General features: G+C 61.9%; 20 protein-coding genes, 5 tRNA genes and 1 pseudogene. 7 read left to right on the forward strand and 19 right to left on the reverse strand.

What is annotated here, in order from left to right:
* Positions 1 to 83: 83 nt before the first annotated feature.
* From J7E36_RS10915 to uvrB, 11 genes are all read right to left on the reverse strand, one after another.
* Complete coding sequence (locus tag J7E36_RS10915; RefSeq protein WP_215002690.1) at positions 84 to 536, reverse strand: Hsp20 family protein; 453 nt, start codon at positions 534 to 536, stop codon at positions 84 to 86.
* Between the two features lie 119 nt (positions 537 to 655).
* Entirely contained in the window at positions 656 to 1,615 is a 960-nt protein-coding gene (locus J7E36_RS10920; RefSeq protein ID WP_215002692.1) for a tRNA dihydrouridine synthase, read from the reverse strand.
* A gap of 209 nt (positions 1,616 to 1,824) precedes the next feature.
* Entirely contained in the window at positions 1,825 to 2,283 is a 459-nt protein-coding gene (locus J7E36_RS10925) for an acyl-CoA thioesterase (protein ID WP_215002694.1), read from the reverse strand.
* 45 nt (positions 2,284 to 2,328) lie between these two features.
* On the reverse strand, positions 2,329 to 3,162 hold the full coding sequence (locus J7E36_RS10930; protein ID WP_215002696.1) for an alpha/beta fold hydrolase: 834 nt from the start codon (positions 3,160 to 3,162) through the stop codon (positions 2,329 to 2,331).
* A gap of 28 nt (positions 3,163 to 3,190) precedes the next feature.
* The gene (locus J7E36_RS10935) at positions 3,191 to 3,730 is read right to left on the reverse strand and encodes a TetR/AcrR family transcriptional regulator (protein WP_215002698.1); all 540 of its coding nucleotides are present in this window, start codon (positions 3,728 to 3,730) and stop codon (positions 3,191 to 3,193) included.
* Between the two features lie 183 nt (positions 3,731 to 3,913).
* Positions 3,914 to 3,989, reverse strand: a tRNA-Glu gene (locus J7E36_RS10940).
* Between the two features lie 76 nt (positions 3,990 to 4,065).
* A tRNA-Ala gene (locus J7E36_RS10945) sits at positions 4,066 to 4,141 on the reverse strand.
* Between the two features lie 53 nt (positions 4,142 to 4,194).
* Positions 4,195 to 4,270, reverse strand: a tRNA-Glu gene (locus tag J7E36_RS10950).
* Positions 4,271 to 4,349: 79 nt separating this feature from the next.
* Positions 4,350 to 4,425, reverse strand: a tRNA-Ala gene (locus J7E36_RS10955).
* Positions 4,426 to 4,571: 146 nt separating this feature from the next.
* Positions 4,572 to 6,053 (reverse strand): glutamate--tRNA ligase, encoded by a 1,482-nt coding sequence (gltX, locus tag J7E36_RS10960; protein WP_215002699.1) that lies wholly within the window; start codon positions 6,051 to 6,053, stop codon positions 4,572 to 4,574.
* A 231-nt stretch (positions 6,054 to 6,284) separates the two neighbouring features.
* Positions 6,285 to 8,300, reverse strand: coding sequence for an excinuclease ABC subunit UvrB (uvrB, locus tag J7E36_RS10965; protein WP_215002701.1), 2,016 nt, complete (start codon positions 8,298 to 8,300; stop codon positions 6,285 to 6,287).
* Positions 8,301 to 8,632: 332 nt separating this feature from the next.
* On the opposite strand from uvrB, the gene J7E36_RS10970 reads away from it, so the two are divergent.
* The 4 genes from J7E36_RS10970 to J7E36_RS10985 all read left to right on the forward strand — a co-directional run bounded on the left by J7E36_RS10970 (position 8,633) and on the right by J7E36_RS10985 (position 10,784).
* A complete protein-coding gene (locus J7E36_RS10970) occupies positions 8,633 to 9,829 on the forward strand; it encodes an amino acid aminotransferase (RefSeq protein WP_215002703.1) in 1,197 nt (398 codons plus the stop codon).
* A 164-nt stretch (positions 9,830 to 9,993) separates the two neighbouring features.
* Positions 9,994 to 10,069, forward strand: a tRNA-Asn gene (locus tag J7E36_RS10975).
* A 249-nt stretch (positions 10,070 to 10,318) separates the two neighbouring features.
* Positions 10,319 to 10,513, forward strand: a complete 195-nt coding sequence (locus J7E36_RS10980) for a hypothetical protein (RefSeq protein WP_215002705.1) — start codon at positions 10,319 to 10,321, stop codon at positions 10,511 to 10,513.
* 88 nt (positions 10,514 to 10,601) lie between these two features.
* Positions 10,602 to 10,784, forward strand: a complete 183-nt coding sequence (locus tag J7E36_RS10985) for a hypothetical protein (protein ID WP_042728350.1) — start codon at positions 10,602 to 10,604, stop codon at positions 10,782 to 10,784.
* Here the strand turns inward: J7E36_RS10985 and J7E36_RS10990 are convergent.
* The 8 genes and pseudogenes from J7E36_RS10990 to J7E36_RS11020 form a co-directional block, all read right to left on the reverse strand.
* Complete coding sequence (locus J7E36_RS10990) at positions 10,781 to 11,842, reverse strand: AI-2E family transporter (RefSeq protein WP_215002707.1); 1,062 nt, start codon at positions 11,840 to 11,842, stop codon at positions 10,781 to 10,783. The two genes, J7E36_RS10985 and J7E36_RS10990, sit on opposite strands and share 4 nt — an antisense overlap.
* A gap of 330 nt (positions 11,843 to 12,172) precedes the next feature.
* Positions 12,173 to 12,994 (reverse strand): methyl-accepting chemotaxis protein, encoded by an 822-nt coding sequence (locus J7E36_RS25530; RefSeq protein ID WP_406822828.1) that lies wholly within the window; start codon positions 12,992 to 12,994, stop codon positions 12,173 to 12,175.
* A 36-nt stretch (positions 12,995 to 13,030) separates the two neighbouring features.
* Positions 13,031 to 13,981, reverse strand: a pseudogene (locus J7E36_RS25535) (cache domain-containing protein); the annotation flags it as partial.
* A 101-nt stretch (positions 13,982 to 14,082) separates the two neighbouring features.
* Entirely contained in the window at positions 14,083 to 15,399 is a 1,317-nt protein-coding gene (locus J7E36_RS11000) for a Na+/H+ antiporter family protein (protein ID WP_215002810.1), read from the reverse strand.
* Between the two features lie 256 nt (positions 15,400 to 15,655).
* On the reverse strand, positions 15,656 to 16,969 hold the full coding sequence (locus J7E36_RS11005) for a sensor histidine kinase (RefSeq protein ID WP_215002711.1): 1,314 nt from the start codon (positions 16,967 to 16,969) through the stop codon (positions 15,656 to 15,658).
* A gap of 10 nt (positions 16,970 to 16,979) precedes the next feature.
* Positions 16,980 to 17,648, reverse strand: coding sequence for a response regulator transcription factor (locus J7E36_RS11010; RefSeq protein WP_215002712.1), 669 nt, complete (start codon positions 17,646 to 17,648; stop codon positions 16,980 to 16,982).
* A complete protein-coding gene (locus J7E36_RS11015) occupies positions 17,648 to 17,959 on the reverse strand; it encodes a PepSY domain-containing protein (protein WP_215002713.1) in 312 nt (103 codons plus the stop codon). Before J7E36_RS11015 ends, J7E36_RS11010 begins: the two co-directional genes overlap by 1 nt.
* A complete protein-coding gene (locus J7E36_RS11020) occupies positions 17,959 to 18,267 on the reverse strand; it encodes a PepSY domain-containing protein (protein WP_215002714.1) in 309 nt (102 codons plus the stop codon). The genes J7E36_RS11015 and J7E36_RS11020 overlap by 1 nt, the downstream gene beginning before the upstream one ends.
* Before the next feature lie 246 nt (positions 18,268 to 18,513).
* Between J7E36_RS11020 and J7E36_RS11025 the strand changes: the two genes are divergently transcribed.
* The 3 genes from J7E36_RS11025 to codB all read left to right on the forward strand — a co-directional run bounded on the left by J7E36_RS11025 (position 18,514) and on the right by codB (position 21,598).
* Positions 18,514 to 19,593: a patatin-like phospholipase family protein gene (locus J7E36_RS11025; protein ID WP_215002715.1), complete on the forward strand. Its 1,080-nt coding sequence runs from the start codon at positions 18,514 to 18,516 to the stop codon at positions 19,591 to 19,593.
* Positions 19,594 to 19,676: 83 nt separating this feature from the next.
* Entirely contained in the window at positions 19,677 to 20,033 is a 357-nt protein-coding gene (gene queD, locus J7E36_RS11030; RefSeq protein WP_003203918.1) for a 6-carboxytetrahydropterin synthase QueD, read from the forward strand.
* A 293-nt stretch (positions 20,034 to 20,326) separates the two neighbouring features.
* The gene (codB, locus tag J7E36_RS11035; RefSeq protein WP_215002716.1) at positions 20,327 to 21,598 is read left to right on the forward strand and encodes a cytosine permease; all 1,272 of its coding nucleotides are present in this window, start codon (positions 20,327 to 20,329) and stop codon (positions 21,596 to 21,598) included.
* The last annotated feature ends 10 nt before the right edge of the window (positions 21,599 to 21,608 follow it).

The following is a 21,608-nucleotide window of genomic DNA, read 5'->3' on the forward strand; positions in this document are numbered from 1 at the left end:
CGCAGAGCGTGGGAACGATCTACAAATGAGACACCGGCATGAAGAAGGGCGCCATTCGGCGCCCTTCTTCATTTGCAATGCAATCAGTGTTGCAGTGCGGGTTGTTGCTGCGCCCCGTTGATCGGGATGCGCTTGGCTTTCGCCTCTTCCGGGATCACCCGCAACAGGTCGATGCTCAACAGACCGTTGCTCAGGCCGGCGGATTTGATCTCGATATGATCCGCCAACCGGAAGGACAGCTTGAACGCGCGCTGGGCGATGCCCTGATGCAAGTAGGTCACGCTGTCGTTGCTGGCCTCGCGCTTGCCACCGCTGATGGTCAGCACACCTTTTTCCACCTGCAGGTCCAGGTCTTCCTCACGAAAACCCGCGGCGGCGACCACGATACGGTATTGATCATCAGCGTATTTTTCCACGTTGTAGGGTGGATAGCTGCTGCTCGGTTCGTTGCGCAGGGCGGTTTCGAACAGGTCGTTGAAACGGTCGAAACCCACCGAGGAACGGAACAGCGGGGCCAGCGAAAATGCAGTACTCATGATTCAAATCTCCTGAAAAGTTCAGCAAGGTTTTTTGTCTCCGCGACCCGAGTTCGGCATCGCGTAACCCCTATCTAGGGTCCGCCAAATACTTTTCAAGCGTTTTTTTTAATTTTTTTTCAGGCCGCTTCGGTGCGCTGCACACCGAGCAAATGCCCCACCGTCTCCAGCTCGGTTTCCCGGCGCAAGGCCGTGAACAGTTCGACCGCCTCGGGGTAGTTGCGGGTCAGCATTGCCAGCCATTGTTTCAATCGGCCAGGGGCCTGGCGAGGCGTCAGTTGTTCGACCACTTGCACCCAGAAGTCCTGCAGCATCGGTTGCAGCTCGGCCCAGGACATCGCGACTACCGCCTCTCCGGCCTGGGCAGCGGCGATCTGCCGGGCCAGGTCAGGACGGGAAACCAGGCCGCGACCGAGCATGATGTCTTCAACGCCGCTGATCTCGCGGCAACGGCGCCAATCTTCGACGCTCCAGATATCGCCATTGGCGAACACAGGCACCTTGACCACTTCCTGGACCCGGGGAATCCACTCCCAGTGCGCCGGCGGCTTGTAGCCGTCGGTCTTGGTCCGCGCATGCACCACGATGTGCTCTGCACCGCCCTCGGCCAGCGCCGTGGCACAGACCAGCGCGCCGTCCGGGCTATCGAAACCCAGGCGCATCTTGGCGGTCACCGGAATGTGCCTGGGCACCGCGCGACGCACGTGCTCGACGATCTGGTTGAGCAGTTCCGGCTCCTTGAGCAATACCGCCCCGCCCCGGGATTTGTTCACGGTCTTGGCCGGGCAGCCGAAGTTCAGGTCGATGGCCTGCGAGCCCAGCTCGCAGGCCAGCGCCGCGTTTTCCGCCAGGCACACCGGGTCGGAGCCCAGCAATTGCACCCGCAACGGCACGCCGGCTGCCGTGCGAGCATCGGTCAGCAGCTCAGGGGCGAGCTTGTGGAAGTAGGCCGGCGTGAGCAGACGGTCGTTGACGCGGATGAACTCGGTGACACACCAGTCGATCCCGCCAACGCGGGTCAGGACATCGCGCAGGATGTTGTCGACCAGCCCCTCCATGGGCGCCAGGGCAATTTGCATGGAAAACACACTCAGCGGAAAAACGTGCGGCAGTTTACCGGATTTCGAAGGCAAGCCTGTTAGCGAAAGCGGTGGGCCTGTTTGCAGAGATGTTGAATGTGCCGACGTCATCGCGAGCAGGCTCGCTCCCACAGGATCTGTGGTGGCCATGATTCAGCAGCCATCCCGCAAAACCCTGTGGGAGCGAGCCTGCTCGCGATGGCGGCGGATCAGTTTGCGAAGGTTTCGGAGGCGGTAGCGGAGTTCAGCCCCGGGCCATAGCCTTCGATGAACTCCACGGGCATGCGCTTGGGCCTGCCGGTAGACAGTTCGATGCAGACGAATGTGGTCTGGGCCCGCAGCAAGGTGGTGTTGTCACTGGGGCGCACCAGTTGGAACTGCCGGGTCATTTTCAAGCGCTGGTCCCAGTCGACGATCCAGGTCGCCAGTTGCAGTTCGTCGCCTTCATAGGCCGCCGCCAGGTAGTCGATTTCATGCCGCACCACGGCCATGGCCCGGTCCAGGCGTCGATACTCCACCAGGTCCAGCCCCAATCGCTGGGAGTGGCGCCAGGCGCAGCGTTCGAGCCAACTGACGTACACCGCGTTGTTGGCGTGGCCCAACCCGTCGATGTCTTCGGCATTTACCTGAAGATCAATGATGAACGGCGTTGCCCGATCCCAGCCCATGCCCCTCTCCCGGTCGAATGTGGATCGGGGCAGTGTACCGGATGCCTAAGCTGATTGCCGCGCTTGCAAGCTGCGCCCGGCCAGCAGTGATAACACACCATCAATCACACGGGGATCGGCCAGCACCCGCTGGTGCCCACCCTCGGGCAGACGCAGCAAGCGACTGTCGAACCAGGCTTCATGAATCAACTGCGATTCCTTGACCGAGACAAAGGTGTCGTCCTCGGCATGGACAATCAACCCCGGCAGGTCCAGTTGGTAATGTGCCACGTCCATCGTCGAGGCCCGCATGCCCACATCGTTTTCCACCTGGCGAATGAATGCTGAACGCGCCTCGGGCGGCAGGCCCATCAGCCGGGCAAAACCGCGCAGCACTCCGAGAATGCGCGCGGGCGCCGCGATGCTGACCAGCGTCTCGGTGCGCAGCCCCAGTTGCACCGCCAGCATGGCGCTGGCGCCGCCCATGGAATGGCCGATCACGGCCTGCAGCGGCGGCAATTCGGCGGCGGCTTCAAGCATGGCCCGGGCGAACAACAAGACATTCGCCTCACGCCCCGGCGAACGACCGTGGGCCGGGCCGTCCAGCGCCACCACCGTATAGCCGGCATCCACCAGCGCGGTGATCAACGCTGCAAATTGGGTGGGCCGCCCTTCCCAACCGTGCATCAGCAGGACGCTTGGACCTTTGCCCCAGCGCAGGGCCGAGAGCCCGAAACGCAGGGTGATGCGCTCGGAGGATGCCAGCAATGGCAACTCCCAGTCCCGTGGCGGCAAGTTGCGTGGGCGCATGAACAGCGTGCGCATTTTCTTCGCCACCAGGCGCGGCGCGACCCGTCCCAGCGTGCCGTTGACACCGCGAATCCAGCTCAACCTGTCCATCGCTCATCTCCAGGGCTTGCGCCTTAGCTCACCGCACCGCCGATTTGGCAGCGCGCAGCAAACGATCCGATAACTCTCCCGGGCCCAACGCCCGCGCCAAGGCCAGGCCTCCCACCATCAAGGCAATGTCGGCCAGCGCTTTGTCGGCGTCTTCCGGACTGGCCGACAATTGCGCGGCCATCAATTCAATGTGCTCATTGAGGACTTCACGAAACGGATCCGGCAGCCGCCCCAGCTCACCAATCGATGCCGGGATCGGACAGGCGTTCTCAGTGGAGTCCCGATGTTTGCGCGACAGGTAGAACGCTGCTACCAGGGCACGGCGCTCCTCACCGGTCAGGTCAGCGTCCATGTCGGCGATCAAGCCACGGCGCCGGCCGAGCAATTGCTTGAAAGCCTCCAGCATCAACGCATCCTTGCTTTCGAAATGGGCGTAGAACCCGCCCACCGTCAGCCCGGCCGCGCCCATCACCTCGCCCACGCTTGGCTCGGCCGGACCACGCTGGATCAGCGCGGCGCTGGCGGCCTTGATAATGCGCTCACGGGTTTGTGCTTTTTTATCGCTCATCGTCGCCTCCGAATATTACGATCACAATATTATTCGCATAATAATTTTCTGCAAGCGGAAAATTCAGTCCGCCCGCCCGGGGCACCATTTTTTGAGAAGGGAGAATTGGCTGAACGCCAGACAAACAAAAGGGCCATTCAATAATTGAATGACCCCTATAAAATCCCGCAGAGCGGGTAATCGTGGCGTCCCCTAGGGGACTCGAACCCCTGTTACCGCCGTGAAAGGGCGGTGTCCTAGGCCACTAGACGAAGGGGACACAAACCTTCTGAACATGATCAGCGCTGAGGACTGATCGCTTCAAGGCCGGTGTGGCCAGACCTTGAAGTGTAAATTGGTGGAGCTAGACGGGATCGAACCGTCGACCTCTTGCATGCCATGCAAGCGCTCTCCCAGCTGAGCTATAGCCCCGGATTTTTCGCCTCGCGGCGGAGCGACATCTTGCAACATCGCTTCTGTAAAACTGGCGTCCCCTAGGGGACTCGAACCCCTGTTACCGCCGTGAAAGGGCGGTGTCCTAGGCCACTAGACGAAGGGGACGCAAACCCTTCCATACAACTGATCAACGCTAAGTGCTGATCGCTTCAAAGCCGGTGTGGCCAGGCCTTGAAGTGTAAATTGGTGGAGCTAGACGGGATCGAACCGTCGACCTCTTGCATGCCATGCAAGCGCTCTCCCAGCTGAGCTATAGCCCCTCATCGCTGAGGACGGGGCGAATCTTAAGGGCGTATCGGAGGGCTGTCAAATTTATTTTCAACAAATTTGAAAATTTTTTGCCGGGATAACAATCACTTACCGACAAACCCCGGAAAACCGGGGTGTGCCCTGCCTCATCGACTGCTCAGGCAATCGCGCCGAGCAGTTTTTCCCACTCCTTGTTTTCCTTCTTCGACACGCCACCGAGCAGATCGATGGCCTGGCGCAGGCGGAAACGGGTCAGGTCCGGCCCGAGGATTTCCATCGCATCGAGTACCGAAACCGAACTGGCCTGCCCGGTAATCGCGGCGAACATCAGCGGCATCGCGTCGCGCAGCTTCAGTTCCAGGGATTCGACCACGGCCTGGATGGTCGCGGTGATGCTGTCCTTCTCCCACTGGCGCAGGCTTTCGAGCTTCCACAGGATCAATTGCATCAACTGGCGCACCTGGTCGCCCGAGAGCTTCTTGGACTCGAACAACTTCGCGTCCGGCGTCACGCCACCGGCGAAGAAGAAGCCGGCCAGCGGCGCGATCTGGCTGAAGGTCTCTACCCTGCCCTGCACATGGGGGGCGATCTTCATCAGGTACTCAGGATTGAGTGCCCACTTCTGCACGCGTGCGGCGAACTCTTCCACCGGCAGGTCTCGCAGCCACTGGCCGTTGAGCCACGAAAGTTTTTCCACGTCGAAGATCGGCCCGCCCAGGGAAACGCGCGACAGGTCGAAATGCTCGACCATTTCCTGCAACGAGAACTTCTCGCGCTCGTCCGGCATCGACCAGCCCATGCGCCCCAGGTAGTTGAGCATCGCCTCGGGCATGAAGCCCATGCGCTCATAGAACGTCACCGAAGTCGGGTTCTTGCGCTTGGACAGCTTGCTCTTGTCCGGGTTACGCAGCAGCGGCATGTAGCACAACTGCGGCTGTTCCCAGCCAAAATACTCGTAGAGCAGGATCAGTTTCGGCGCCGAAGGCAACCATTCTTCACCGCGCAATACGTGGGTGATGCCCATCAGGTGATCATCAACCACGTTGGCCAGGAAGTACGTCGGCAGGCCGTCGGTCTTCATCAGCACTTGCATGTCCATGCGATCCCACGGGATCTCGACATCGCCACGCAGCATGTCCGGGACCACACAGACGCCTTCGCTTGGCACCTTCATGCGGATCACATGGGGTTCGCCGGCGGCCAAGCGACGGGCAACTTCTTCCTTGGACAGCAGCAGCGCGCGGCCGTCGTAGCGCGGGGTTTCGCCACGGGCCATCTGCTCGGCGCGCATCTGGTCCAGCTCTTCGGCGGTGCAGAAGCACGGGAACGCATGACCCATGTCCACCAGTTGCTGGCAATACTGCTGATAGATGGCACCGCGCTCGCTCTGGCGATACGGGCCATGGGGGCCGCCGACGTCCGGACCTTCGCTCCAGTCGATCCCCAGCCAGCGCAGGGCGTCGAAAATCTGCTGTTCGGACTCACGGGTCGAACGCAACTGGTCGGTGTCTTCGATGCGCAGGATGAATTCACCGCCGTGCTGCTTGGCAAAGCAATAGTTGAACAGAGCGATGTAAGCGGTGCCGACATGGGGATCGCCAGTGGGCGAAGGCGCGATGCGGGTGCGGACGGTGGTCATGGCATGTCTCGGAAAGAAGATAAAAGCGAAGATCGAACAGGGGGCGAATGGTAACAGGCGATGGCGGGCGGGCTCCAGTCGGAGGCGGATATCAGCGGGAACCGTCAGACCGCGTCGCCTTCATCGCGAGCAGGCTCGCTCCCACAGTGGACCGCGTTGTTCGGGCTGAACGCGATCCAGTGTGGGAGCGAGCCTGCTCGCGATGGGGCCCTGAAGACCGACGCAAAAAACTCAGACCGCCAACAACCGCTCCCGCAACTTGCCGATCTCGTCGCGCAATTGCGCCGCGGCTTCGAACTCCAGGTCGCGAGCCAGTTGGTACATCTTCTCTTCCAACTGGCGGATACGCTTGGTGATCTCGCTTGGCGAACGCAGTTCGGCTTCGTAGCGGGCGCTCTCTTCGGCGGCCTTGGCCATGCCCTTGCGCTTCTTGCTGCGCGAACCCGGCACGGTGGCGCCTTCCATGATGTCGGCAACGTCCTTGAACACCCCTTTGGGGGTGATGCCGTTGGCCAGGTTGAAAGCGATCTGCTTGTCGCGACGGCGTTCGGTCTCGCCGATGGCCCGTTCCATGGAGCCGGTCATGCGGTCGGCGTAAAGAATCGCCCGGCCATTGAGGTTACGCGCGGCCCGACCGATGGTCTGGATCAGCGAACGCTCGGAACGCAGGAAACCTTCCTTGTCAGCGTCGAGAATCGCCACCAGCGACACTTCCGGCATGTCCAGGCCTTCACGCAGCAGGTTGATGCCCACCAGCACATCGAAGGTGCCCAGGCGCAGGTCGCGGATGATCTCGACCCGCTCCACCGTGTCGATGTCCGAGTGCAGGTAACGCACCCGCACGCCATGGTCGGCCAGGTAATCGGTGAGGTCTTCGGCCATGCGCTTGGTCAGCGTGGTCACCAGCACCCGCTCTTCCAGCGCGACGCGCTTGGTGATTTCCGAAAGCAGGTCATCAACCTGGGTCAGCGCCGGACGCACTTCGATCTGCGGGTCCACCAGCCCGGTCGGCCGCACCAATTGCTCGACCACGCGGCCAGCATGTTCCGCCTCGTAGTTGCCGGGGGTGGCCGAGACAAAAATCGTCTGCGGGCTCACGCTTTCCCATTCGTCAAAGCGCATCGGCCGGTTGTCCAGGGCCGACGGCAGGCGAAAACCGTATTCCACCAGGGTTTCCTTGCGCGAACGGTCGCCTTTGTACATGGCGCCGACCTGGGGCACGCTGACGTGGGACTCGTCAATCACCAGCAAGGCGTCGGCCGGCAGGTAATCGTATAAGGTCGGTGGTGGCGCGCCCGCCGGACGCCCCGACAGGTAGCGCGAGTAGTTTTCAATACCGTTGCAGTAGCCCAGTTCGAGGATCATTTCCAGGTCGAACCGGGTCCGTTGCTCCAGGCGCTGGGCTTCCACCAGCTTGTTGTTCGAACGCAGGTACTCCAGGCGTTCCTGCAGCTCGACCTTGATCCCCTCGATGGCGCCCAGCAGGGTTTCCCGGGGTGTCACGTAGTGACTCTTGGGGTAGAACGTGAAGCGTGGCAACTTGCGAATCACTTCGCCGGTCAGCGGGTCGAACGCCGAGAGGCTCTCCACCTCATCGTCGAACAACTCGATGCGGATCGCTTCCAGGTCGGATTCCGCCGGGTAGATGTCGATCACGTCGCCACGCACCCGGAACGTCGCCCGGGCAAAATCCATGTCGTTGCGGGTGTACTGCAGATCCGCCAGGCGTCGCAGCAAGGCACGCTGGTCGAGTTTGTCGCCGCGGTCCACGTGCAACACCATCTTCAGATAGGTTTCCGGGCTGCCCAGGCCGTAGATGCACGAGACGGTGGTGACGATGATCGCGTCCTTGCGTTCGAGCAACGCCTTGGTCGCCGACAGTCGCATCTGTTCGATGTGGTCGTTGATCGAGGCATCCTTCTCGATGAAGGTGTCCGATGACGGCACGTAGGCCTCGGGCTGGTAGTAGTCGTAATAAGAAACGAAGTACTCCACGGCGTTGTTCGGGAAGAATGCCTTGAACTCGCCATACAGTTGCGCCGCCAGGGTCTTGTTCGGCGCCAGCACCAGGGTCGGGCGCTGTACCTGGGCAATCACGTTGGCGATGCTGAAGGTCTTGCCCGAACCGGTCACACCGAGCAGCGTCTGGTGCGCGAGCCCGGCCTCGATGCCTTCTACCATCAGGCGGATAGCTTCCGGCTGGTCGCCGGCTGGCTGGAATCGGGTGACTAGCTGGAATTCAGACATGACATAACCTCTGGGTTCACTCCTGTCGGCCAGCCAACAGGAACGAGAAAGACCGAAACGACTGATGTCGCCCGAGGAAAAAGCTGGAATGCACACAATGTGGAGGTGAATGCCTTCGCTTTCAAGGCGAACGTCCTACACGCCTTGGAGACTTTGACGTTGCGAAGGGACTAACGGTCGAAAAAAATCGAAAATACTTACGGCAAAAGCTGAATCGCCTGTCGCCCCGCCCTGTGATGGCCTCTATACTAGCTCCCCGTTTGTGCACCGCTCTAGTGCATCCGGCTGGAGCGCGACACGTCCCTCCTCACTCCATTCAGAGCCGCGCAATAATGAGCCTGTTTTCCGCTGTCGAATTGGCACCCCGCGATCCTATCCTGGGCCTTAACGAAGCATTCAACGCCGACACCCGTACCAATAAGGTCAACCTGGGCGTAGGTGTTTACTGCAACGAGGAGGGGCGCATTCCACTCCTGCGCGCCGTGGTCGAAGCCGAGACGGCTCGCGTGGCTCAGCACGTTTCCCGGGGCTACCTGCCGATCGACGGCATTGCGGCCTATGACCAGGCGGTCCAGACCCTGCTGTTTGGCAAGGACTCCCCGCTGATTGCATCCGGCCGCGTCATCACCACCCAGGCCGTAGGCGGTACCGGCGCCCTGAAGATCGGTGCCGACTTCCTCAAGCAACTGCTGCCTGACGCCGTCGTGGCCATCAGCGACCCGAGCTGGGAAAACCACCGCGCGCTGTTCGAAACCGCCGGCTTCCCGGTACAGAACTATCGCTACTACGACGCCGCCACCCACGACGTGAACCGCGCCGGCCTGCTGGAAGACCTCAACGCCCTGCCCGAGCGCTCGATCGTCGTGCTGCACGCCTGCTGCCACAACCCTACTGGCGTGGACCTGAGCCCGGAAGATTGGAAAAACGTGCTGGCCGTGGTCAAGGCCAAGAACCATGTGCCGTTCCTGGACATGGCTTACCAGGGCTTTGGCGCGGGTATCGACGAAGACGCCGCGGCCGTGCGCCTGTTCGCCGAGTCGGGCCTGACCTTCTTTGCCTCCAGTTCGTTCTCCAAGTCGTTCTCCCTGTACGGCGAGCGCGTCGGCGCCCTGTCGATCGTCAGTGAATCGAAAGAAGAAAGTGCCCGCGTGCTGTCCCAGGTCAAGCGCGTGATCCGCACCAACTACTCCAACCCGCCAACCCACGGCGCCAGCATCGTCGCCGCCGTGCTCAACAGCCCGGAGCTGCGGGCCCAGTGGGAAGCCGAACTGGCAGAAATGCGCTTGCGCATCCGCGGCATGCGCAACCAGATGGTCGACATGCTGGCCAAGGCTGCACCGCAGCACGACTTCAGCTTCGTCGCACGCCAGAGCGGGATGTTCTCCTACTCCGGCCTGACCGTTGAACAAGTGACGCGCCTGCGCAACGAATTCGGCATCTATGCCCTGGACACCGGCCGCATCTGCGTGGCGGCGCTGAACCAGAACAACATCGAGGCGGTGACCCAGGCGATTGTTCAGGTGATCTGACGAAATACAGCCTGCAACCTGTGGGAGCGAGCCTGCTCGCGATAGCGGAGCATCATTCAACAACAACGTTGACTGACCTTCCGCCATCGCGAACAAGCTCGCCCCCACAGAAGCTATGCAGCAACGCTTGACTTCTCTTTTCCAATCAGTAACATACGCGTCATTCCGCGATAGCTCAGTTGGTAGAGCAAGTGACTGTTAATCACTGGGTCCCTGGTTCGAGTCCAGGTCGTGGAGCCAGACAGCAAGACAAAAAAGCCCCTGAATCGAAAGATCCAGGGGCTTTTTTTGTGCGCACGGCAAAAAGCGAATGACCGTATCAGCCTGCCCGAGGTCGTTACCGGAACAATAATCCGGCGCCAAAAAGGCATGATGGTCTGAATCCTGCTTTCTTTTTCCTACAACCTGAGCTGTCACGTGAGCGTCATGACCGCGCCGCAAACGGGTGCTGTCCGTTAACAACAGCTTCATAACAACAAGGACGAAGGTATGCCCACGCAAAACCCCCATCGTATCGTTGGCCTGTGCACTTCCAGCAAGGTCTACAACGTGCTGACTGAACTCAAGCACCTGGAAGGCCACCGCACCGCCAAGTTCCTTTCACTGCTGGCGGAAAACCTGGTGCGCAAGGGCGTGCTCCACGAGCAGGAGGTTGTGCACATGCTCGACCTCGTGGTCGATTGAGCGGCATCGATTCCCACTATTGAGCCGGTTGATTTTTCGTTACCTCGGCTGAGTCGTAAGGTAACCCCATCGATTGATGGAGGTTCCCATGCCCAAGGTTCAAATCATGTCTGTCATTGGCAGTGCCGTCCCCGCCCCCCTCAGGGAGCGCGGTCTGCTGGCCTGCTGGTATCTGGTGCAGGATGGCGTGACCATCAGCGGGCCGCTGACTTCATTGCCCGCCGCCCAAGCCATGTCCCAACGCATCGGGCCGTACCTGCTGACCGCCTAGGGCAGTTGCACACGGGGCGTGCTTTCGACAAACAAGGCCCAGCACGACATGAACAGCGCGGCGATCAACGGCCCGATCACGAAGCCGTTCAGCCCGAACACGGCCAGCCCGCCCAACGTCGAGACCAGCACCATGTAGTCAGGCATCTTGGTGTCCTTGCCCACCAGGATAGGTCGAAGGACGTTATCCACCAGACCGATCACAAAGACCCCGAACAGGATCAGCACCACCCCCTGCCAGATCGCCCCCGACAGCAGGAAATACGCTGCCACGGGTGCCCAGACGATACCCGCTCCCACCGCCGGCAACAGCGACAGAAAGGCCATCAACACCGCCCACGGCAACACCGTCGGAATCCCCAGGATCCAGAAGATCAGCCCACCCAGCGCGCCTTGGGTAATGGCGACCAGCAGGTTGCCCTTCACCGTCGCGCGCACTACGCGGTTGAATTTCAGTTGCAGGCGGCGCTTCTGGTGCTCGCCCAGGGGCACGGCTGCGCGGACCTTGCGCACCAGTTCCGGACCATCGCGCAAAAAGAAGAACAGCAAGTACAGCATGACTGAAAAGCTGACAAGGAACTGAAACGTACCCTGGCCGAAGCTGAACGCCTGGGTGGCGAAGAATTCGCTGCCCTGCATCGCACCCTTGACGATCTTGTCCCGCAGTCCGCTCAAGTTGCCCATGCCGAAGCGATCCAGCAAGTGCTGGAAGTACGGCGGCAGCGCGTCCTTGAAGCGGGCCAGGTAATCGGCGATGTCCAACTCCCCGCTTTCCAGGCTCTTGTATAACGCCGTGCCTTCCTGGACCAACAGCATGCTGATGACGATCACCGGCAAAATCGCAATCACCACGCAAGTGCTCAGGGTGAATAGCGAGGTGATGTTGCGCTGCCAACCGAATTTCATTTGCAGCCGTCGTTGCATCGGAGCGAAGACGATGCCCAGGATCACCGCCCAGAACACCGCGCCGTAAAACGGCAACAGAATCCAGATAAAGGCGACAGTGACCAGGATCAGCAACAGCATCTGGGCTTTGTTTTGCAGCATCTTTCGATTCATCAGCTTCCATGTCCTGAGGCGGGATACACGTTAGTCAGCCAGGAATCGCCGGAGTGCCGTCGATGCTGCGCTCCCTGCAGCTATTCGATTGAGCGCGAAACAAATGTGGGAGCGAGCCTGCTCGCGATGACGGCTGCACATTCCATATCTTTATTGACTGATCGGCAGCAATCGCGAGCAGGCTCGCTCCCACAGGGGGACTGTCTCGGCCTTTGGGTCGCCACAGAAACTGCCGAAGGCTGCGATCCTCCGCTCCCGATAGGGCCCGGTTGCCCGGGCATGACATCTGGATCGAAAGCGAAAGATCGCAGCCTTCGGCAGCTCCTGCGGTCAGATTCGGAACTGCCCCACGAGTTTGCCCAGGCGCTGGCCCAGGTCATTGAGGCTGCGGGAGGTCTGGGCGCCGAGCTGGGTTTCATCAGCGACGCTGTCCACCGCCACGGCAATCTGATGCACGCTGCGGTTGATTTCCTCGGCCACGGCGGTCTGTTCTTCGGCGGCGCTGGCGATCTGGGCGTTCATCGAGTTGATAGTGCCGATCAACTGCGCCATGGTGTCCAGCGAGGCGCCCGCTTCGTTGGCCCTTACCGAGGTGCCGTCGCCGGCTTCGCTGGAACGGCGCATCGCTTCCACGGCCGCATGGGTGCCGGATTGCAGGCGATCGATCATCCCCTGGATTTCCTGGGTGCTCTGCTGGGTCCGGCTGGCCAGGGCCCGCACTTCATCGGCGACCACCGCGAAGCCACGCCCCGCTTCCCCGGCACGCGCGGCTTCGATAGCGGCGTTGAGGGCCAGCAGGTTGGTTTGCTCGGCGATCGAGCGGATCACGCCGAGCACGCTGACAATCGAGGCCACGTCCTGTTGCAGGCTGTCCAGGGACACGCCACTGCTGCGGATATCGTTCACCAACGCATGGATCTGCTGGATACTGCCGGCCACCACGCGCTTGGCCGACTGGCCTTCTTCGTCGGTCTGCTGGGCGGCGACGGCGGCGCCCTGGGCGCTGCGCGCCACTTCCTGGGCGGCCGACGACATTTCGTTGATCGCCGTAGCGACCTGGTCGGTCTCGTGGCGCTGGCGCTCCATGGCTTGCTCGGAGCGCTGGGCCTGCTCGGAGACTTGCGTCACCAGCCCGGTCAGTTGCGAGGTCATGTCGGTGATCTGCCGCACCAGGCCGTGGATCTTGTCGACGAAACGGTTGAACGAGCCGGCCAACTGGCCGAGTTCATCCTGGCTGGTGATTGCCAGGCGCCGGGTCAGGTCGCCCTCACCCGCCGCGATATCATCGAGGCTGTCCTTCATCAGGTGCAACGGTCGCAGGATGGTGTTCGCCAGCAACAGGCCAACCACTGCAATCACCAGCAACACCACGGCGGCGATGCCGACAATACTCAGGATCACGCCCTGTAGGCGCTCATGCACCGTGGTTTCCACCAGGGCGACCTGGGCTTCGATGCCGTCGAGGTTGACCGAGCTGCCGACCGCCATGTCCCACTTGGGCAGGTATTCGGTGTAGCCCAGCTTGGGCACCAACGCCTGGCTGTTGGGCAATGGCGAGCTGTATTCGAGGTAATGGGTCCCGTCCTTGGCGACTTTCACCAGGTCACGGTTGACGTAGACGCCGTTCGGATCGCGGTTGTCCTTGAAACTCTTGCCCACGCCATCGGGGCTGTTGGCCTTGAACAGGCGCACGGTTTCGGAATCGTAGCCGAAGAAGTAACCGTCCTTGCCGTAGCTGACGTTCGACAGGAGTTTGATCGCCTGGGCCCGCGCCTCGTTGTCACCGGCAGCGGCGGCATCGTACAGCGGCTTGATGGCGGTCAGCCCCACCGCTACGTAGTTCTGCAGTGTCGCCTTGGCCTCGGCAAGCAGGCGTTCGCGGGTCTGCTGGACCTCTTTACCGGCCTGTTCCCTCAAGATGAAAGCCGTGGTCAGGCTGATGATCACGGCGGACAACAGTACCGGCAATATTGCCAGCGACAGGACTTTAGCCTTCAGGCTCAGGCGCATGCTGTTCACTCTTGTTGGTGTTATGGCGTGGTTAAACGGGTTAACGGCATGCCGGGGCAAAACTGTAGGACAAGATTCAAGGCGATCGCGCGCAGTCAGGCACAGGAACGCCGGATTTGAAGGCCCCATCGCGAGCAGGCTCGCTCCCACAGGGGGATCGGGTGAACTTGAGCAACCCGATCAAACTGTGGGAGCGAGCCTGCTCGCGATGGAGGCGACGCGGTCTTGAACTACAACACCATCGCCGCCACCCAACCAAACGCCAGCAACGGCAGGTTGTAGTGGATGAAGGTCGGGACCACGGTGTCCCAGATGTGATGGTGCTGGCCGTCGATGTTCAGGCCGGAGGTAGGGCCCAGGGTCGAGTCCGAGGCGGGCGAGCCGGCATCGCCCAGGGCGCCGGCGGTGCCAACGATGCAGACGATCGCCAGCGGACTGAAACCCAGTTGCAGGCACAGCGGCACGAAAATCGTCGCCAGGATCGGCACCGTCGAGAACGACGAACCGATGCCCATGGTCACCAGCAGCCCGACCAGCAGCATGATCAGCGCACCGATGCCCTTGTTGTGGCCGATCCAGGCCGCCGAGGTTTGCACCAGGCTCTGGACTTCACCGGTGGCCTTCATCACTTCGGCAAACCCCGAGGCAGCAATCATGATGAAACCGATCATTGCCATCATCTTCATGCCTTCGGTGAACAGATCGTCGGTCTCGCGCCAGCGCACCACCCCCGACAGCGAGAAAATCAGGAAGCCGACCAGGGCGCCGATGATCATCGAATCCACCAGCAACTGAATGGCGAACGCCGCAGCCACGGCAAACCCGGCCACCATCAGGCTCATCGGGTTGTAGCGCACCGCCACTTGCTCGACCCGGGCGATTTTCTTCAAGTCGTAGACGCGTTTCTTGCGGTAGCTGAACAACGACAGCAGCAAGCCGAACACCATGCCCAACGCCGGGATGCCCATGGCGTGGGTGACGTTGATGCCGCTGACGTCGACCCCGCTGCGGGCGATGTTGGCGAGCAGGATTTCATTGAGGAAGATGTTGCCAAAGCCCACCGGCAGGAACATGTAGGGGGTGATCAGGCCGAAGGTCATGACACAGGCGATCAACCGGCGATCCAGTTGCAGCTTGGTCAGCACGTAAAGCAACGGCGGCACCAGCAGTGGAATGAAGGCGATGTGGATCGGCAAGACGTTCTGCGAGGCGACCGCGACGGTTCCCAGCAGGCCGATCAGCACCCATTTGACGCCGGAGCCGCCAGCGGCATCCTGGCGGTCCACCAGCGCCAGGGCCTTGTCAGCCAGGGCGTGGGCCATGCCGGACTTGGCAATCGCTACCGCGAACGCGCCGAGCAAAGCGTAGGACAGCGCTACCGTCGCACCGCCACCCAGGCCGGCATTGAACGCCTTGAGCGTCGCTTCGATTCCCAGGCCGCCGGTCAAACCACCCACCAACGCGCCAATAATCAGCGCGATCACCACATGCACGCGGGCCAGGCTGAGCACCAGCATGATGCCAACCGCGGCAATGACTGCATTTATCATCGTTACCTCAAAGCACAGCGATGGAAAGCCACCGGACAAAAAGGGCGCGACTTTGCCGCAAGCGGCGGCAAGCTGCAAGGGCCATGCGGCGGGTTTCAAGGGGTTCGCGATATTTGCAGACACTACAGCAGCCCCCTGTGGGAGCGAGCCTGCTCGCGATGGCGGCCTATCAGCTTGCATGCAAGGTGACTGACCCGACGTCATCGCGAGCAGGCTCGCTCCCACAGGGGGATTTGGGATGGTTGAAGGTACGTCAACGCCGCGGCAGTTCGATCAGCACCTTCAGCCCGCCCCACTCGCTGTCGTGCAGCGCGAGCGTGCCACCCCAGCTGTCGACGATGTCGCGCACGATGCCCAGCCCCAGGCCATGCCCATCGGTCTGCTCATCCAGCCGCGTGCCGCGGCTGAATACCTGGGCGCGGCGGTCCTCGGGGATGCCCGGGCCGTCGTCCTCCACCGCCAGGATGAACGCCTCGGCCGTCTCGGTCACCGTCAGACGCACCTCGGCATCGGCCCATTTGCAAGCGTTGTCCAGCAGGTTGCCCAGCAGTTCCAGCAGGTCCTCACGGTCCCAGGGCAGATGCAAGCCGGGTGGCCCGAGGTAACTCAGTTGCAGGTGCTCGCCGTGGATCATGTTCAGCGTCGCCAGCAACCCAGGCAATTCGGCGTCGCAGTCCAGGTGCGCACCGGGCAAGGCATCGCCGGCCAGCCGGGCGCGGTTGAGTTCGCGGTTCAGGCGCTGGCGAACCTGCTCCAGCTGGTCAAGCAACAGCGTGCGCAATTCAGGGTACGGGTCGAGTTTCTCGTTCGACGCCAGGCTTTGCAGCACCGCCAGCGGGGTTTTCAAGGCATGGCCGAGGTTGCCCAGGGCATTGCGCGAGCGCTTCAGGCTGTCTTCGGTGTGGGCCAGCAGATGGTTGATCTGCGCCACCAGCGGTTCCAGCTCCCGGGGCACCTGCTCGTCGAGCTGCGAACGTTGGCCGCGCTGCAACTGCGCAATCTGCTCCCGGGCCCGATCCAGCGGACGCAAGGCGCGGCGCACGGTGAGCCGTTGCAACGACAGAATCAGCAACAGCCCCGCCAATCCCAGGCCGAGGCCGATCTGCTGCATCCGGCGGAAACTATCGCGCACCGGCGTGTAGTCCTGGGCCACGCTGATGGAAATCGCCTGGCCCAGGCGCCGGTAGTCGGTGCGTAGCACCAGCAGCTTCTGCCCGTCAGGCCCCAGTTGCAGGTTGCTGTGCAAGCCCGGATGGTCCAGACGTGGCAATTCCTGGTCCCACAACGAGCGCGAGCGCCAATGAGCATCGGCAAAATCAATGCGGAAATAATGCCCGGAAAACGGTCGCTGATAGGCCGGGGACAACCGTCGCTCATCCAGCTGCAAACCTTGCGGGCCGCGAACCAGGGCCACCAGCAGGTTCTCGCTGTCGTTGCGCAGCCCGGCTTCCAGGTAACGCTGTAAACCCAGCTCGAACAGCCACAGGCTGGTCTGCGCCAGGACCAGGCCGACCACCACCATCACACCGATCAGGCCCAGGCTCAGGCGGCGCTGGATGGACCTCACGTTATGTCACTCACTGGGCCTGCCCGCCGAACAGGTAGCCCTGGCCGCGACGGGTTTCGATCACGCTGCGGCCCAATTTGCGCCGCAGGTGATTGACGTGGACTTCCAGCACATTGGAGTCGCGCTCGGTTTCACCGTCATACAGGTGCTCGGCGAGGTGGCTTTTGGAAAGGATCTGCTCGGGGTGCAGCATGAAATAGCGCAGCAGGCGAAATTCGGCGGCGGTCAGCTGGATGTCCGCACCATCACGGACCACGCACTGGCGACCTTCATCCAGATGCAGCCCGGCTGCTTGCAGCGTCGGTTGGTTGAACTGGCCATGGGAGCGGCGCAGCAGCGCCTGGACCCGCAGGTGCAGCTCCTCGGGGTGAAAGGGTTTGGTCAGGTAATCATCTGCCCCGGCCTTGAGGCCTTCGATGCGCTCGGCCCAGGAGCCGCGGGCGGTCAGGATCAGCACCGGCGTCGCCAGCCCACCGGCACGCCATTGGGCCAGCACGTCGAGTCCCGGCACCCCCGGCAGGCCAAGGTCGAGGATGATCAGGTCGTAGGGCTCGCTGCTGCCTTGATGCACCGCGTCGCGTCCATCGGCGAGCCAATCGACGGCGTACCCCTGTCGCGTCAGCCCGGCCATCAGTTCGTCGGCCAGGGGCACGTGGTCTTCCACCAGAAGCAGGCGCATCAGTCTTCCTTATCTTTGAGTAGACGGCCGGTCGCGGCCTCCAGGTCCAGCTCGCGCACGACGCCGTCGGTGTCCAGCAGCTCGACCTCATAAATATAGACGCCGTGCTTTTCTTCCAGCTCGGCCTCCAGCAGCTTGGCACCGGGATGGCGATCCAGCGCCTGTTGCAGCAGGTGTTCCAACGGCAGGATCACGCCCTGCTGGCGCAGTTGCAGGGCTTCGTCCTGGTCAAGGTCCCGGGCCATCACCACCGAACAGAACGCCAGCAGCGCCAGCGCCCAGCGGCTGCGGGCGCGTAAATTAAGCTTCATTACGTATCCTGATGATTCTTGAGTACCTTGCCGGTAACGGCGTCCAGTTCCATGTCCCAGTCAATGCCCTCGGCATCGCGCAGCTCCAGCTGATAGATGTACTTGCCGTACTCCTCTTCCAGCTCGGCATCGGTCACGGTGGCGCCTGGGTGTTCAGCCAGGGCGGCGGCGTCGAGTCTTGCAAAGCTCAGGATGGTACCAGCGTCCTGCAGCTTGCGGGATTCGTCGGCACCGAGGTCCCGCGCCTGGGCCAGGCCAGTGCATACGGTCATGAGGGTCGCGATGAAAACGGCAGTCAACGGGTTCACGGATTGTCTCCTTCTTATAATGTGCATCGGACGCACTTTATCGGTGCGAACTTAACTGAAACTGAATTGCCATCATGGAACCCAGGTCAAGGGGTGAACCTCCTTCCCTGTGGGAGCGAGCCTGCTCGCGATAGCGCCGTGTCAGCCAGCATTCATTCGACTGATACACCGCTATCGCGAGCAGGCTCGCTCCCACAGGGTTTGGTATCGCTATAATCCTCTGCTTGCTTACGTCACGAGACCGGTATGACCGCCATCCACATCAAGTTCCCCGCCCTCACCCTCAAGGCCGGCCCCCGTGCGTTCGCGCGCATTCGCGAGGCCGGCCTGAACGCCGCCGACGTCGGCACGTTGCCAGGCGCCGCTGGAGGACCGAAGGCGTTGGGCATCCAAGGGCTGGACCTGGCGCTGTTCGGCGAATGGCTGCCCGCCGCGCCTCGGGAACGCTCGTTGATCGGCGCTTCGGTGGGTTCCTGGCGCTTCGCCAGCGCCTGCCTGCCGGATGCCGCCGAGGGGATCCGACGCCTGGGCACCTTGTACAATGCGCAGAGCTTCGCCAAAGGCGTGACCATGGCCGGCGTCAGCCAGAGTTCGCAACGCATGCTCGACGATCTGCTCGAAGGCCGCGACAGCGCGATCCTCGACAACCCGCACTATCGACTCAACATCATGGTGGTCAAGAGCCACGGTTTGCTGGCGCAGGACCATCGCGGACGGTTGGGCCTGGGACTGTCCTCGGTGCTCGCCGACAACCTGCGTGGCCGTGCGCGGTTGTCACGGCACTTCGAACGCTTGATCATCCATGACCCGCGTCTCGCCCCACCGCTGCATCCATTGAAGGACTTTCCATCACGGTTCGTGCCTCTGGAGGCCGCCAACCTGCGCCAGGCGCTGCTGGCGTCGGGCTCGATCCCGATGGTGATGGAAGGCGTGCGCGACCTGCCCGGCGCCGGTGCCGGCACCTACCGCGACGGCGGCTTGCTGGATTATCACCTGGACCTGCCCTACAGCGGCGACGACATCGTGCTTTACCCGCACTTCACTGACCGGGTCATTCCCGGCTGGTTCGATAAAGGTCTGCCGTGGCGCCGGGGCAACACCGAACGCCTGCGGGACGTGCTGTTGCTGGCGCCATCGCGTGAATACCTGGCCCGCCTGCCCTACGGCAAGCTGCCGGACCGTAACGACTTCAAGCGTTTCATGGGGGATGACCCGAGCCGCCGCAAATACTGGCGTACGGCGATGGACGAGAGTCGCCGGCTCGGTGACGAGTTTCTCGAACTGACGGCCAGCGGTGGCCTGGGCGAGCGTTTGCTGACCCTTTAGTCAGCACGGTCGCGCAGCGCCGCAAGCAAACTGATAAACTGCGCCGCCTGCCTTGCGACCGATATTTCAAAGAGCCCGAACCTGTGGAAATCTTCAAAGAATTTACCTTCGAATCCGCCCACCGCCTGCCCCACGTGCCGGACGGCCACAAGTGCGGGCGCCTTCACGGGCATTCATTCAAAGTGGCGATCCACCTGAGCGGCGACATTGATCCGCACACCGGCTGGATCCGTGACTTTTCTGAAATCAAGGCGATCTTCAAGCCGCTCTACGAGCGCCTGGACCACAACTACCTCAACGACATCCCCGGCCTGGAAAACCCCACCAGCGAAGTCCTCGCCAAGTGGATCTGGAACGAGTTGAAGCCGTTGCTGCCGGAACTCAGCGCCATCCGCATCCATGAGACATGCACCAGCGGCTGCATTTATCACGGCGAATAAAACGGTCCCTCCAGAAGAAATCCGTATCCCTGTGGGAGCGAGCCTGCTCGCGATGGCGGCCTATCAGTTGAAATGAATGCGGCTGATCCGGCGCCATCGCGAGCAGGCTCGCTCCCACAAAGAGCACGCGCACACAATGAGAACCGTGTTCCAATTTGAACCACCCCCCGCACCGCTTTCGCGCCTTTCTCCCGCCTGATTCCCTGGATTGTCTATACATAACCTCGCGATCACTCGCTTGGCACGGCCGCTGCACGCTTGCGACATCTCCCCTCCCGCGCAAGGACCGCCACATGACTCAGAATGAATCGGGCAACGACTACCCTTTGAGCGAAGTACCGATGCACGCCCGCAAAGGCCTGGCCTCCACGGCCATGGTGCTGCTGGGCTTCACCTTTTTCACCGCGACGATGTTTGCCGGGGGCAAGCTGGGCGTGGCGTTCGGTTTTGCCGAGATGCTCACCGTGATCGTGATCGGCAATCTGTTGCTGGGGCTCTACGCCGCGGGCCTGGGTTACATCGCCTTCAAGAGCGGGCTCAACTCGGTCTTGATGGGGCGTTTCTGTTTTGGTGAGGTGGGCAGCAAGCTCAGCGACCTGATCCTGGGCTTCACCCAGATCGGCTGGTATGCCTGGGGCACGGCGACCGCCGCCGTCGTACTGGGCAGATATTTCGAGCTGGGCGAAGGCACGGTGCTGGGCCTGATGGTGCTCTTCGGCCTGGGTTTCTGCGCCACGGCCTACGTCGGTTATCGCGGCCTGGAAATCCTCTCCTACATCGCCGTGCCGGCCATGATGTTGTTGCTGATGCTGTCAATGTGGGTGGCAACGGTGAAGGTCGGTGGCCTGGAGGGTTTGCTGGCGGTGGTGCCCACGGGAAGCCTCGATGGGTCCACCGCGATCACCCTGGTATTCGGCACCTTCGTCAGTGGTGCAACCCAGGCGACCAATTGGACGCGATTTTCCCGTTCGGCCAGGGTCGCGGTGCTGGCGAGCCTGATCGGCTTCTTCCTCGGCAATGGTCTGATGGTGCTGATCGGCGCTTACGGGGCCATTGTCTATCAGCAGCCCGACGTGGTCGAAGTGCTGCTGTTGCAAGGCTTCGCCATGGCGGCGATGGCGATGCTGCTGCTCAACATCTGGAGCACCCAGGACAACACCATCTACAACTTCGCCGTGGCCGGGTGCAACCTGCTGCGTACCCGCCGGCGCAAGACCGTGACCCTGGGCGGCGCGGTGATCGGCACCCTGCTGGCGCTGCTGGGCATGTACGACATGCTGGTGCCGTACCTGATCCTGCTGGGCACGGTGATCCCGCCGATTGGCGGCGTGATCATGGCCGATTTCTTTTTCCGCTGGCGCGGTCGTTACCCACGCCTGGCCGACACGCAACTGCCGGCGTTCAACTGGCCGGGGTTGGTTGCCTATGGGCTGGGGACCGTCGCCGCGTTCAATTCGCCCTGGGTGGCGCCACTGGTAGGAATCGCCACCGGCGCGCTAACGTATGTGCTATTGATCGGCGTCATGGGTACCCGCACCGCTGATGCACCCCTACAAGACCTCTAAAGGACTCGCC

The organism is Pseudomonas fluorescens, assembly GCF_018614775.1.
Classification (GTDB): domain Bacteria; phylum Pseudomonadota; class Gammaproteobacteria; order Pseudomonadales; family Pseudomonadaceae; genus Aquipseudomonas; species Aquipseudomonas fluorescens_BY.